13 protein-coding genes are annotated in these 14,117 nt (G+C 53.1%); 7 read left to right on the forward strand and 6 right to left on the reverse strand.

The annotated features are described in order from the left end of the window. Positions 1-7: 7 nt before the first annotated feature. Together guaB and WC593_00730 are read right to left on the reverse strand one after the other, a co-directional pair. Complete coding sequence (gene guaB, locus WC593_00725; GenBank protein ID MFA4823659.1) at positions 8-1,477, reverse strand: IMP dehydrogenase; 1,470 nt, start codon at positions 1,475-1,477, stop codon at positions 8-10. Positions 1,478-1,495: 18 nt separating this feature from the next. Further along, a complete protein-coding gene (locus tag WC593_00730) occupies positions 1,496-2,182 on the reverse strand; it encodes a (5-formylfuran-3-yl)methyl phosphate synthase (protein MFA4823660.1) in 687 nt (228 codons plus the stop codon). 43 nt (positions 2,183-2,225) lie between these two features. Between WC593_00730 and WC593_00735 the strand changes: the two genes are divergently transcribed. Together WC593_00735 and tmk are read left to right on the forward strand one after the other, a co-directional pair. Beyond that, complete coding sequence (locus WC593_00735; GenBank protein MFA4823661.1) at positions 2,226-2,897, forward strand: HisA/HisF-related TIM barrel protein; 672 nt, start codon at positions 2,226-2,228, stop codon at positions 2,895-2,897. Next, positions 2,891-3,508: a dTMP kinase gene (gene tmk / locus WC593_00740; GenBank protein MFA4823662.1), complete on the forward strand. Its 618-nt coding sequence runs from the start codon at positions 2,891-2,893 to the stop codon at positions 3,506-3,508. Before WC593_00735 ends, tmk begins: the two co-directional genes overlap by 7 nt. Before the next feature lie 322 nt (positions 3,509-3,830). Here tmk and WC593_00745 read toward each other — a convergent pair whose 3' ends face one another. After that, entirely contained in the window at positions 3,831-6,425 is a 2,595-nt protein-coding gene (locus WC593_00745; protein ID MFA4823663.1) for a valine--tRNA ligase, read from the reverse strand. A 142-nt stretch (positions 6,426-6,567) separates the two neighbouring features. Here WC593_00745 and WC593_00750 point away from each other — a divergent pair, with 142 nt between their 5' ends. Further along, a complete protein-coding gene (locus tag WC593_00750) occupies positions 6,568-7,773 on the forward strand; it encodes a TIGR00297 family protein (protein ID MFA4823664.1) in 1,206 nt (401 codons plus the stop codon). Between the two features lie 507 nt (positions 7,774-8,280). On the opposite strand, the gene WC593_00755 is transcribed toward WC593_00750, so the two are convergent. After that, complete coding sequence (locus WC593_00755) at positions 8,281-9,141, reverse strand: hypothetical protein (protein ID MFA4823665.1); 861 nt, start codon at positions 9,139-9,141, stop codon at positions 8,281-8,283. Between the two features lie 2 nt (positions 9,142-9,143). Continuing rightward, the gene (locus tag WC593_00760) at positions 9,144-9,734 is read right to left on the reverse strand and encodes a pyruvate kinase alpha/beta domain-containing protein (protein MFA4823666.1); all 591 of its coding nucleotides are present in this window, start codon (positions 9,732-9,734) and stop codon (positions 9,144-9,146) included. Positions 9,735-9,833: 99 nt separating this feature from the next. Here WC593_00760 and WC593_00765 point away from each other — a divergent pair, with 99 nt between their 5' ends. The 4 genes from WC593_00765 (at position 9,834) to WC593_00780 (ending at position 12,297) form a co-directional block, all read left to right on the forward strand. Then, the gene (locus WC593_00765) at positions 9,834-11,003 is read left to right on the forward strand and encodes a redox-regulated ATPase YchF (protein MFA4823667.1); all 1,170 of its coding nucleotides are present in this window, start codon (positions 9,834-9,836) and stop codon (positions 11,001-11,003) included. Positions 11,004-11,170: 167 nt separating this feature from the next. Next, the gene (locus tag WC593_00770) at positions 11,171-11,431 is read left to right on the forward strand and encodes a hypothetical protein (protein ID MFA4823668.1); all 261 of its coding nucleotides are present in this window, start codon (positions 11,171-11,173) and stop codon (positions 11,429-11,431) included. Between the two features lie 4 nt (positions 11,432-11,435). Continuing rightward, positions 11,436-11,702, forward strand: coding sequence for a type II toxin-antitoxin system RelE/ParE family toxin (locus WC593_00775; GenBank protein ID MFA4823669.1), 267 nt, complete (start codon positions 11,436-11,438; stop codon positions 11,700-11,702). A 274-nt stretch (positions 11,703-11,976) separates the two neighbouring features. Then, positions 11,977-12,297, forward strand: coding sequence for a hypothetical protein (locus WC593_00780; protein ID MFA4823670.1), 321 nt, complete (start codon positions 11,977-11,979; stop codon positions 12,295-12,297). Between the two features lie 280 nt (positions 12,298-12,577). Here WC593_00780 and WC593_00785 read toward each other — a convergent pair whose 3' ends face one another. Continuing rightward, positions 12,578-14,077 carry a histidine kinase dimerization/phosphoacceptor domain -containing protein gene (locus WC593_00785; GenBank protein ID MFA4823671.1) on the reverse strand — a complete coding sequence of 500 codons (1,500 nt, stop codon included), beginning with the start codon at positions 14,075-14,077 and terminating at the stop codon, positions 12,578-12,580. Between the last annotated feature and the right edge of the window lie 40 nt (positions 14,078-14,117).

Genomic DNA, 14,117 nt, shown 5'->3' on the forward strand with positions numbered 1-14,117 from the left:
AGAAAAATTATTCAAAGAGCCGGTAGTTCGGCGCTTCATCGGTGATGAGAATATTGTGCGGGTGACTTTCGGTCATGCCGGCATTGGTGATCCGGACGAACTTTGCATTCTTGTGCATATCGGCAAGAGTCTTTGAACCCGTGTAGCCCATTGCCGATTTAAGCCCGCCCACCAGCTGGTACATGACTTCACCGACATGGCCGACATAGGGTGTCACGCCTTCAACTCCTTCCGGAACAAACTTGGTGGCCCCGATATCTTTCTTCTGGAAGTAACGGTCGCTTGACTGCCCGCTGCTCATCACACCGAGTGAACCCATACCGCGATACTGTTTGTAACGCCGTCCTTTGATAGTGATCACTTTTCCGGGCGATTCATCAGTTCCGGCAAACATGCTGCCCATCATGACGGTGTCTGCTCCGGCGGCGATGGCTTTTGCCACATCGCCGGAGAACCGCACGCCCCCGTCAGCAATGACCGGCACGTCGCACGGGTGGGCGATATCGGCCACCTGCGCAATCGCGGTGATCTGGGGTACTCCAGTACCTGCGACGATACGGGTTGTGCAGATAGAACCCGGGCCGATACCTACCTTGATGCCATCGACATTGGCTTTCACCAGTGCCTCCGCCGCTTCTGATGTGGCAATATTGCCCGCGATGACATCGGCTTTGACACTGCCTTTGATCTGTTCAACAGCAGCAACCACTTTCATGTTATGCCCGTGGGCACAGTCCACTACCAGTGCGTCCACGCCGTTCTGGTCGAGCAGGTTGGCCCGGGCAAAATCGAACGGCCCGACAGCTGCTGCTACGCGGAGATTACCCTTTGCATCCCGGGTCGCTTTGGGATACTGGCGCTTTTCCAAGATATCCTGCATGGTGATAATGCCGATCAGCTTGCCTTTCTCATTGACCACCGGCAGGCGCTCGACTTTGTTGGTGTACATTATCTCAAGCGCTTTTTCTGAGGTGATATCTTCTGGTGCGGTGACCAGTTTTTTTGTCATGATGCTTTTGATATTTTCATCACCGCGTTTGGAGACGATTGCGCGTACATCCCGTCGGCTGACGATCCCGATGATGCGACCCTTATTGACCACCGGGACACCCCCGATACTGTACTGGTGCATCAGCCGCTCCGCGTCGGAAACGGAAGCGTGCTCTTCTACAAAGAGCACGTCGCGCTCGATCAGTTCCTCTGCCTGCTTGACTTCGATGAGTTCCTGCAATTCGTGCTCAGGCGTCATATTCCGGTGGAGGACGCCGATACCCCCTTCGCGGGCAAGCGCGATCGCCATCCCGGACTCTGTCACGGTGTCCATCGCAGCAGAGACTAGCGGGATATTCATGTGGATATTTTTCGTAAATTTTGAGCGGATATCTGCTTCAGCAGGTTCCAGCCAGGAAGCCTGCGGCCTGAGCAGCACATCATCAAAAGTTAATGAGAGTGGCACATCCAGTTTTTCAACGTACATAGGTCACCAGTCCTTATGTTACCTGATCATTGCGAGTGCAGTATGAATCAGGTCTTCTCGCACGGTCGCATTCCGGTCGCCCCCGCAGACCATCCCGCGCACCCCGATAATTGCCGGGTTGATTCGTTTGAGTGCATCAATATCTTCGAACTTTAGTGCACCTGCCAGAGCAGTCTTAAGGCCGAGTTTTGTGTTAGTCTCGGTAAATGCCCGGAGCGCATCTTCGTTCATGAATGCAAACGTACTCTGCCGGTCCTTGATACCGGTATCGACCATCACAAAGTCGGCTCCTTCATCTGCTGCGATCGGTGCCATGTCAAACGGGGAGATCGATCCCATCCGCTGGTAATCCGAATATGCAGCAATCACGACAAACTTTTCAGGGTATTCGTCTTTTACCGCTTTTACCACCGCAGAGATCACAGCGCGGGCTTTTTCCTTTCCCTCAAACGTCAGCCCGATCTTGATATAATCTGCACCGGCGCAGGCCGCACCATATGCGGTGAGCGCAGCGCCGCCCGGTTTAAAATCGAAGTCGCCAATGGCCGCACTAACGGGTTTCTTTGCAAAGGATTTGATCTCGCGAATCACCCATGGATAGTTGGCGCCCAGCGAGCCCTCTGATGGTTTCTTTACATCGATGATATCAGCGGCACCAGAGCGCCTGGCCTCATCGATTGAGCTTGGGCTGACCAGCAATTGCATAGGATTTAATGATCTTTTGTCCTAATAGTGATTGCGCTCACCTATGGAACTCGTGCTTGCGATGGATTTGCGGCAGAATCTGGTTGTCCACGGCAAATCCGGGAACCGGGACAGCTATAAACCGCTCGACTGGGGTTTATCTCCGACGGCAGAACCGCTCGGGTACCTGGCAGATATCCGGCCAAAAAATCTCTACATTGCCGATCTCGACCGGATTGAAGGCACGGGTTCGCATGATGCAATCGTGAAGCAGTGCGCGGAAAATGTCTCATGCTGTTATGTGGATCGCGGTTGCCGTTTCCCCGATGATTTGCTCTCTGGAACAAATCTTAAAAATATTATCGGCACGGAAACGGGAGGCGCGGATCTCTCGCGATACCGTGGCGGTTACCTGAGCATCGATGTAAAAGAGGGTCGGGTGATTCCCTCCGGTATAACCCCGGAAGCATTCCTCTCCCGGGTAAATAACTGGAATTTCGAAGGATGTATTATTCTCAACATTGGCGCCGTGGGAACGGAATCTGGGATGGACTTAAGGGCACTGGAATCCCTGCGGGCAGCCTATGACGGCAGACTCTTGTATGGCGGCGGTGTTGCAACCGTTTCTGATCTCGAAACGCTCAGTTCGGCTGGATTTGACGGGGCAATCATTGCCACGGCCCTACACCGTGGGCATATCCCGGTTGCATGGATACGGAGGGGAACCTGTTGTTAATTACGATTGAAGGGATAGACGGGACCGGTAAGAGCACGCTGCTCACCGCGTTGAAAAGCCAGCTTATGGATCTCGATCCCCTCTTCACAAGAGAGCCCGGCGCAACATGGGTGGGCGAAGCAGTCCGGAGGGCGATCGCTGAACAGACCGATCCCATTACCGAAGCATCGCTCTTCGTTGCTGACCATGCGGCACACCTTGCTACGGTTGTCCGTCCCGCTCTTGCCGAAGGCAGGCTCGTGATCTCCGACCGGTACAGCGACAGCCGCTTTGCCTACCAGTCGGTGACGCTCAAAGGTATTGTTTCGGATCCGGAAGGCTGGCTGAGAGCAATGCACAACGGCTGGTCGATCACACCGGACCGCACATTCCTGCTCGTGCTCTCCATCGATGATGCCCTTACCCGACTCGCAGACAAGAGCGGGCGCGAGCATTTCGAGAGACGGGAAGTGCTCGAAGCAGTCCAGAACAATTATCTCGCGTATGCCCGTGCGGAACCTTCGCGGTTTGTTATCGTGGATGCTTCTTTGGGAAAAGAAGAGATTGCGAAATTTGTTGCGGATGGGATCCGGCTGGTTGTGCGATCGGGGAAAGAGGGGCGGAAGCGGTAGAGCTGATCAGGTTAGTAGGATTCTAATGTTGGGATGTTTCCCACCCCCTGAAGGGGGTCGCCGCGACGCCTCGTCGGGTCGCGGCTGGGCAAATTCCTGCTTTGTTGATTTCTGTCGCCGGAAATATTTCAAAATGCGATTGCCCATTCAGAAAGTTTGTGAAAACGAAGACTTATAAAAAAGTCAACAAAGGGGGTCAAGGGGCGCTCCCCTTGGGCTGCCTCCCCCTCTGGGGGAGAGAGGGGGTCACACTCCAATTTTTTCGATGAGCATGACCGAAATGATAGATGATTAAAACAATTTCAAAAAAAGTTTAATAAATTCACACTTTCGCAATCGTCAGGATCACATCGCCGACCGTGATCACATCAACCTGTGCGCCTTCCTCCATGTAGGAATATTTTGGCGTAAACGCATTATCCGGAACTGCGGTTTCCGTTCCTTCCAACATAATCGTTTTTGGTGGGTTTGCCAGTTGTTCCGGTGAGAGCGCCTTGATTGCGGCCATGAAAGCCTGTGCCTGTTTGCGGAATGTGGGGCCCACAACCGAGCGGTTGAAGTCGATATCCGTAATTACCCGGTCGAGTTTCGCAGCATCCGTGCGCCAGTGGACATCGGCATTGAGCGTACGGCCGGTATCGCCCTCGTCATTGACCGTGTGGGGTGCGTAGATGGTGACCTTCCCGAGCGGCGCGTTGAGGGCAAGGCCGGCGTCGTGCTTGTACTTGCGCACTTCGGCCACGACCTGTACGAGCAGGTTGCCCTCCATACGGGCTGCATCATCATCGTAGGTGAATGCCACCCACGGCTGCTTGTGTACGCTCTTGCCGGGACTGAGGTGCGAGTAGCACTCCTCGGCAAAGTACGGGGTGAACGGTGCGAGCAGGCGGCAGAGCGCATCGAATGCGGTGTGCAGGGCAAGGCACGCGCCTTTTCTTGATTCGTCACTCTTGTACAGCCGTCCCTTGACCAGCTCGATATAGTTGTCCGCCAGCACTTCCCATGCAAACTCGCGGATGGCCTTGAGGGCGACGTCAAACTGGTAGGCTTCCAGTGCAGCGCTTACCTCCTCAACCGTATCCGAGAGCCGGACGAGCAGCCAGCGGTCTGCGAGCGCGGTGATCTGTGCATCCGGATCAAAACCCTCTTTCTCCAACTGGATGAGGGCAAATTTCGTGATGTTCCACATTTTGGTCTGGAACCGCGAGGCCGCAACCACATCGTTCCAGTTGAACATGATGTCCGAACCCGTTGCCGCTCCCATAGCCCCCCACTGGCGGAGGGCATCGGCACCGTACTTCACGAGGATCTCTTCCGGCACGATAATATTGCCCCGGCTCTTACTCATCTTAAAGCCGTCTTCGCCGAGCACCATACCATTGACCAGGATTTCGTTCCAAGGTTTCTGTCCGGTGAGGGCTACCGACCGGAGGATCGTATAGAACGCCCAAGTGCGGATGATATCGTGGCCCTGCGGCCGGATCTGTGCAGGGAAGAAGGGGGGTTTGCCGCTGCCATCCCAGCCGGTGACGTTCAGCACCGAGATGGATGAGTCCATCCAGGTATCGAGCACATCCACTTCCCCGGCAAAATCCGTGCTCCCGCACTTCTTGCAGGGATGCTTCGGGGCGACCTGCGTGGGGTCAACGGGCAGGTCCTTGTCCTCCGGGACCGTCATCTCGCCACATTTCTTACAGAACCAGACCGGGATCGGGGTGGCAAAGATTCGCTGCCGGGATATGCACCAGTCCCACTCCATCTGCTCCACCCAGTTCTCCATACGAAGGAGCATGTGTTCTGGGAACCATGTGATCTGGTGGGCTGCGTCCGCAATTTCTTTGGGCTTGATCTTCACAAACCACTGGCGTTCTGACAGGATCTCGATCGGCGTCTTGCATCGCCAGCAGGTACCCACGCGCTGGGCAAGGTTCTCCTGCCATTTTAAGATATCCTGTGCCTTCATTTCGGCAAGGATCGCGGCCCGGCATTCGGTGGTATTGAGGCCCTTGTATTTGCCGGCAATCTCCGTCATCCGGCCCTGGCGATCGATCGCTTTTCTCAGGGCAAGGTTGTGCTGTTTCCACCAGTGGACATCCTGCTTGTCCCCAAAGGTACAGATCATAACGGCCCCGGACCCAAATGCGGGATCAACTGCCTCGTCCAGCACCACCGGCACATCGTGACCGAAGAGCGGGACTTTCATGGTCCTGCCTTTCAGCTCGCGGTAGCGCTCATCCTCCGGGTGAACCGCGATGGCGACACAGGCTGCCAGCAGTTCCGGCCGGGTGGTAGCGATCTCCACGCCATCGAAATCGAAATAATTGAGCTGGGTCTCCCGGTCTTCATAGGCAACTTCGGCAAATGCAATCGCCGTCTCGCACCGGGTGCAGTAGTTCACCGGGTGTTCGCTCTGGTAGATGTAGCCGGAAGAGAGCATGCGCAGGAACGAGAGCTGGGTCTTGCCGTAATATTTCGGTTGCATCGTGACGTACTCGTTTGACCAGTCAGTCGAGAATGCCATCTTTCTGAGGGTGATGCGCATCAGGCCGATGTTCTTTTCCGTGAGCTCGCGGCACATCCGCCGGAACTCTTCGCGGGAGACATCGTTTTTCGTGATGTGGTTGAGTTCCTCGACTTTCACTTCGGTCGGGAGCCCGTGGCAGTCCCATCCCTGCGGGAACATCACGTTGAACCCCTTCATCCGCTTGTAGCGGGCGAAGAAGTCGATGTAGCACCAGTTCAGTGCATTGCCGATATGGAAGTTGCCGGTAGGATACGGCGGGGGGGTGTCGATCACGAACTGCGGTTTTTTTGAATTCTTGTCAAAATAGTGATCTTCATCGCGCCAGATACTGCGCCAGCGCTCCTCCACCTCCGCAAAATCATAATTTTTTGGTAGATCCTGTGATGACGCCATTGACGCAGATGTTTGTCGTTGAAATAAAATATAGTAATCGGATTCAAAAGCGACGAACGGTAAAGTCCCCGCGCCTGCTTGAACAGATACCCTGCCTGTGCGATAAAGCTCTTTTTTTGTTTTAACAGCACATGATGTATAAATGGCGCGACAAAGAGGCCTTGGATATGCAGCGGCAATTACCGGTGCAGCTATCCTGGTCGGACCCTATCTCAAGCCGGCATGGCTCATGGGACTGGTCGTTATCCTTTTCGCACTGATTCTGTGGCGTTTTTTCGATGCCAAATATCTCAGTTATGCCATGTGTGCTCTTGCTGCGCTCTATGGCGTTACGCTCCTTCCCTTCTTTGTCTTTGCCACCTCGCTTGCGATGATTGTGCTGGGGGAGCTCGTCTTCCAGACTGATGCAGACGATCTCAATACGTACCTGTATTATGTCATCTCGACTGCATGGGCGGGGGTTCTTGTCATGGCATACCTGAACGAGAGGGCTATCCTGACCGTTATCTTTGGTATCATCGCTGCGGTTCTCTTAAAGGTAATTCTGCTCAAGTACGAGGACTCGCTGATCCTTGAAGCAGTTGGGGTCGCGATGACGATGTGGCTGATCCAGGAGCTCAACTACCAGGTGAATCTCCAGCTGGTGGTTGCTGCGGTGATCGTCGGGTTCACGTTCGGTTACTTTGCCTTCCGTGCCAAAACCGCTGATCTCTCCGGGCTCTTCTCCGCTGCGCTCGTGGGCATTATCCTGCTTGTTTTTGCCGATGCCCGGTGGTTCATGATCATGCTCGCGTTTTTTATCCTCGGCTCGGTTGCTACCAAGTATAAGTTCGAGTATAAGAAGCGAATCGGTGTTGAGCAGGGGCGTGGCGGGGCTCGGGGTTACCGTAATGTTTTTGCCAACGGGATCGTTGCCGCAGCAGCTGCAGTACTCTATGGTGTCTTCCAGGATCCGATCTTTATTGTCATGTATGTCGGTTGTGTGGCAACGGCAGCGGCGGATACCCTTGCAAGCGAGATCGGTGTCACCGGCGGAATTCCGTACATGATCACGACGTTCAGAAAAGTACCCATTGGTACGAATGGCGGTGTAACGCTCGTGGGCGAATCGGTTGCCCTTTTCGGGGGTCTTGCAGTCTCGGTTGTTGCCTTCCTGTTAGGTGTAATTACCCTTCCCATGGTCGCGATCTGTACGTTTGCCGGTTTTATCGGCACGAATATCGACAGTCTTGCCGGGGCAACCTTTGAGAACCGGGGTATCTGGGGCAATGCAGGTACCAACCTGATTGCAACGATCGGCGGCGGACTGGTGGCAATGGGGCTTTTTTTTGCTCTTCACCTGAATTAAGAGAACCTACCTTTTTTCATGGATGTCGTTTGGAAATACCGTACTGCGGTCGGAAGCTGATGCGCCAGTTTTCCCTGTACGATAATGTTGCACGCATTGACTTGATTACCAACATGAGAGCTGAAACCCCCATCCCCCAAAACATGATGAACACCGCCGCCCCAGGAGGGACGCCCCGCGGTGGTTTTGGTGACTAAATGCTACCCCCTCATTTGCCTCACCGTGCCTTAAGAGAAGCCCTGAGGCGGGGAACTCTTAAAATTGAATGTGTCATCGTTCTGGTGCGAACACGATCGGTTCATGTCGATTTCTCCAGAGCCAGCAAAATCCTCATTCAGTTGTTCAGAATTTCCTGCAGAGCTGATGGCCGACTGCTGTGCCTTCCTCTCACAGAAGAATTTCGGCAATACCAACTTGCTTGAAAGGGTGAAATAAAAGAAAAAAAAGTTTTATTATGGCTGACCTGCCATATCCCCGGGAGAATTTCTCCTTTTTTAGTTCCCGGTTTTAATATTTGTACCAGCGTCCCTTACTGTCATATTCACCGGTGATTTGCTGTTCGATTGGCACTGGACCCCGGGTAGACATTGTACCCTGAGTGAGCGAGCGGAAAAAACATGCCTTATAGGTTGAGAGGACAGGCAGGAGTACCAAAAAGCCTAAGAAGAGGCAGACTGCGGTTATCACCGCTCCGTCAGCCCCAATCATACCCATAAGCTGTTCGGGAGTAAATGCTGCAATCTGTGTCTCGTTAAAGCGCGTGAGCGGTTCGAGTTTGTCATAGAGTGCTGCTTCCCAGATAAGCATGAGTGAGAACGTAATTACGACGAACACTGCAGCAGATATTACATAGAACTTAAGCACCCGTGCGGATTGTGTGGTCACCAGTTCGATACTGCGCTTTATAGCGTCAAAGATCCGCAGGTTTTCGAAAACTGCTGCTGTATCGAAGAAGACCGTGAGGAATGCTACCGGAATAAGGATGAAGATGGAAAATATCCCTACGAACTCCGGGTTCGCCGGGACGCCCCCAAACGAGAGGGTGATCACGACAAGGGCAATGAGAATGAGTGCGCAGAAGATGATCACCAGCAGGGGCAGCAGTACCCGGAAGAAATACTGAATCCCCCCTTTGAAGAGTTCACGGATACCGCCGTTCCCGTTCCGGATCACCGCATAACTCCCGGCAAGGAAAAAGATCGCGATGAATGAAAAGATCAGGATCAGGCGACTGGCAACGAAGATGCCCTGTGTATTGGATATCATCCAGAGCACTGCAGCCAGTATACCTGCCACCAGTCCCGGCACCCAGAGTACCGGGATGGTCCTGAGCAGGCCGAGAGCTTCTTTGAGTTCAGTTAAAACCATGATTAACGGTTCCTCGGCATTGCAACGATCTCGCGCACCTGGAGATCGAAGAAGTTTGATGTGTGCGCGGGCCTGATTACGCAGACAGTATCCGCGCCGCTCATAGTGCCCCCGACCGCGATGACTTCATCGCTGATACCGATAGCCCCCTGGTCAGCGGCAATAAGTACGCATTCGACTGCAACCTTGAGCCCGACGGCGACCGTGCGCCGGAGGGATTCAGCGATCGCATCGGACCGCGATCCGCCGCCAATCTTGGGTGAACGGGAGAGTGCACGCTCCAGTCCTGAGAGCGCGTGCGTGCCGGTCACAATATTCACACCCTGCCCGCGCAGCCGCTCCGCGATTTCCCTGGAGAACTCCCACTCGCCGGGTTTTACAAATCCCATGACATGCGAGACGACAACCAGGTTGAGTCCCGAACCTTTCATTGCAGCAAAGAACTTGTCTGCAGTTGAGCCGGATGTGCTTGCGACAACGATTGTTTTAATGTTGAGTTCCTTTGCGCGCCCGATGGCAAACCGGGCTGCATCGGCGGTGTTTGCATCCCCCGGCTTTTCGAAATACCAGATATTTTTCTGCGTGAACGTCATAAGTACCTTTTATTAAGCCGGGATGGAAAAACTTTGTCAGTTTCTTCCCAGACCCAGAAATGATGGTTATGAGATAAAATATTCATTGAGGAACCAGATATGATTACCCTAGCGCTTGCAGGAAAACCTAACTGCGGAAAATCCACTTTTTTTAAGGCCGCGACCATGGCAAACGTTGAGATTGCCAACTACCCCTTTACGACCATCAACCCGAACTTTGGTGTCGGGTATGTGCGTACAAAGTGCCCGTGTCATGACCTCAAACTCACCTGCACGCACTGCGTGGACGGCAACCGGTTTGTGGCCGTGAACCTGATCGATGTAGCCGGTCTCGTGCCCGATGCCCACAAGGGCAAGGGGCTGGGCAACCAGTTCCTCGATAATCTCCGCCAGGCAGATGCAATCCTCCATATGATCGATGCCAGCGGCGGCACCGACAGCGAAGGCAACCCGGTGGGCGCGGGAAACCATGACCCGGAAGAGGATATCAAGTTCCTCATCTACGAAATGACGATGTGGGTGCACGGGATCCTTGACAAGCACTGGACGCGGATCAGCCGGCAGTCGCAGGGCAAGGGCGCGGCTATCGAGGCGGGAATAGCAGAGACCTTCACCGGCCTTGGCATCACCATGGAAGATGTGCGCGATATCGAACTGGAGCTCAAGATCGACCTGATCCACGCATCGATCGATGATCTCATTCCCCTGTGTGCCGAGATCGTGAAAATCTCAAAACCCATGCTCGTCATCGGCAACAAGATCGATGAGACCCCCGAGGCGCTGCGCACGAAACTCGCGGCAGCCAAGGTTGCGTTTGTGAGCGCGGCCTCCGAGCTTGCCCTCCGCAATGCGGCAGGAGCGCACATGATCCAGTACCTGCCGGGCGATGAGGAATTCAGGATTGCCAACGAAGGTTCGCTGACCGCACCCCAGAAAGCCGGGCTTGCAAAGATCGCTGCCCTGATGAAGCAGAACCATGGCACGGGTGTCCAGCAGGCGATCAACCGTGCAGTCTACGAGTTGCTCGATATGATCGTTGTGTACCCGGTCGAGGATGAGAACCACTTCTGCAACAAGCAGGGCGATGTGCTGCCCGATGCGTTCCTGATGAAGAAGGGCTCAACACCTCACGATCTCGCGTTCCAGGTGCACACGGATATCGGCAAGGGTTTCCTGTACGCAGTGGACGCCCGGACCAAGATGCGCATCAAGGAAAACCACGTACTCAAGGATGGCGACATCATCAAGATCGTGAGTGCGGCCAAGTAAGAAATCTTTTTTCTGTCTGGCTGAAGTACCGGAATAGTAATCCGTTGGTAAATTATCACAGAGGACCTGGCCGGATCCTGCCCTAGCCTCTAGAATATTTTGAGCCTGGAATCTGGGTATATCACGTACAAATCTTTATTCTTGTATACTGCTGTATACTGTAGTATATGGCTGAGGTTACAACGGTCAGGATGCGGGCTGAGACCAAGGCCCTCCTTGACGATCTGAAATTGTTTCCCCGGGAAACGTACGATGATGTAGTCCGGCGGTTAGCTGAATCTGCTTATGATGACGAGCCTCTGACCCCCGAAGAGATTGAAGCGATTAAAGAGAGTGACGAGGATATCAAAGCCGGACGGGTCCGGTCCCTCAGGGATGTTATGAAAGACCTGGGTGATGACAAAGTGATCAAGGCCCGGAAGCGGTGAAGTCTTGTACCGGATTTTTCTAACCCGCCGGGCAGAGAAAGACCTTGCTGCTATCCCTCAGGAACACCGTATCAGGATCGAAAATGCCCTTGAGCGGTTTGCAGCCAGCCCGGACCAGCGGCATGATATCGTGAAGGTTAAGGACAGCCCCAAGACTGTACCGCGTTACCGGCTCCGGATTGGAGAATATCGGGCCACTTTTTACATGCACCATGATGTGCTGATCATCGAAATTCTCGCTGTAGGGAAGAAAAAGAATTTCTCATATTAATTTCACTGCCTTGCGAGTACCGTGTCACGTTGAATCTCTATTGCCGACCACTCCGGACCTGCAGGCCAGGTAACGCTGCGGCGCAGTATCCCCTCCCGCCCGTCAGAGTATGACGGGTGTCATACAATTGTCTGACAATCCAGCCGCACATTGCAAAAAGAGCGGCAAAAATCCCCCTTTTTTGGCATAAAAGGGCATTTTGCCCGCAAGCCTTATATAATGAAAATTCGAACAGGAGAATTACCTAGAAAGAAACAGGCAGGAGGTGAAGTTCATGAGTGGAGAAATATACCAGGCACAGGTGATTCGGAATTTCTTTGAGTGTATCACGGGAACCGACCGGAACCTGACCCGCATCTACATGTGCGTAATGAGTCTTGCAAAACTCCGCATGGAATCTCCTGAGAAGATGTCGGCCCTTGTCGACCAGCTCAGGAAGAGCAAGATGCAGAAGGAGTTGTCCGTTGACATCCTCGATTACATGTGCGATGCAGCGAACCAGATCGAACTCAGCATGGTCCAGACTGCATTCGGTGTCAAGGATATCCGTGAAGTTGCTCAGGACTTCAGCGGTATCAGCATGGACAGTTTATAATTCTTTTTTTCAAGTGAAATTGTTTTAAGACATGAGTGACTACGTGAGTCGGCGCCCGCCCCCCTCTGCGAAAATGCCCCCTCATGATAAGCGCTAAAACCGGTTTGCGGGATTGCATGATGGAAGGAAGACTATGCGGTTTCTGGAGGGAGTGTCAGCATTTTTTCCAGGAACCCCCAGCGAATACTCCGAAGTACGCAGAGAATGATCGTTCTTTATCCTGCGTCCCTTTTTTATAGAGTCTGCCATCCCCTGGTAAGCGGATTAACAACAGACCTGATCATGTTGACCGGGGAATGATTATCTCCCACGTGGTGCCACCATCCTGTCTCATGCTGATCTGCCCGTTAAGTTGGTCGGTGAAGAGATTGACCAGCTTGAGCCCAAGTGAATCGGCATTCTGCCAGTCTATCCCTTCCGGCATGCCGATACCGGTATCCCTGATGGTAAGCATAATATCACCAATCGGGCGGGATTCCGCCGTAACTGCGATCTCCCCATGCCTGCCGTCCGGGAACGCGTACTTGAGACTGTTTGAGATGAGTTCATTGCAGATAAGGCCGAGCGGTATGGCAGTGTTGATGTCAAGAACCAATCCCCTGATGTTAACAGAACTGGTCACCTGGGACTGGGGAAAACCATAGGACCTGAACAGGTTCGTAGTAAGGAACCGGAGGTAATCCTCCATGTCAATATGAGAGAAGTCACCAGAACGGTACAGCCGTTCATGGACCGAGGCCATCATGCGCACCCGGCTCTGGCTTTCCTGAATAATGTCGAGCAGTTTCGCGTCAGTGATATATCTGGACTGCATATTGAGGAGGCTGATGACAATCTGGAGGTTGTTTTTTACCCGGTGGTGAATCTCCTTAAGAAGGCTCTCCTTCTCCTTAAGGGAGCTCTTCAGCTGGTCCAGTAGGTTCAACCGGTCGGTAATGTCTTCGAAAGATATGACGGCACCTTCAACGGTACCGTCCCTGATGATGGGTGCTGAACAGAACGCGACCGGGAACGTGGTGCCATCACCGTGCCGGAATAAGTCATGATCGCACATCTGCGTTGTGCCTGCCTGAAGTGTTTTGAAAAAGCTGCAGTCTTGCAGATCGCGAAGAGAGCCATCCGGGTTGCCGGGGTGGACCAGTTCGCCTGCGTTCCTTCCTATGAGATCGAGCGGTTTTTTGTATTCCAGTATCAGCGAACCGGAAGGATTGATGAAGGTAATACAACCCTTACGGTCGATACCGAATATTCCTTCAGCAGAAGACTCCAGGATAAGCCGCAACTGCTCCCTGCTGGAAAACAGGTTGCGTTCGCTATCAGCCAGCTTTTGCAGATTAAGTCGCAATTGTTTTTCTTTTTCTTCGAGTGCCCGGTTGGATTCCTGCAATTGGGAATTTTTTTCAAGAATTGCCTGTTTCTGGCGGGATATCATCTCAGAAAGTATGGCGATGACAATAGCGATACTTATGAACATGATAACCCGTCCAATTGCGGCAAAGAGCGCCGGGATATTCCCATTTGTCAGCAGGTAATCAGCGACGAGGTAAAATCCACTGAGGAGGATTGCATATCCGATACCCCGGAATCTGTACCAGTATGCAGCAAGGATTATCGGGATATAAAAAAAATGCGTAAATACAATTTCAATCCCTGCATCCAGACTGATATACGTGAGAACGAGAGCGATGATGGTAAGGATTGCAAGGATTACCGGTTTTATCTTTTCACGAGATGGGTTTTCCAGATACTGGTGGATTTGCTGAGATATCCCGTATTTCATTATGCCTCCTGTCTGGGGAAAATATTATGGAACGAGGGAA

The organism is Methanoregula sp., assembly GCA_041645435.1.
In the GTDB taxonomy this organism is placed as follows: Archaea; Halobacteriota; Methanomicrobia; order Methanomicrobiales; family Methanospirillaceae; genus Methanoregula.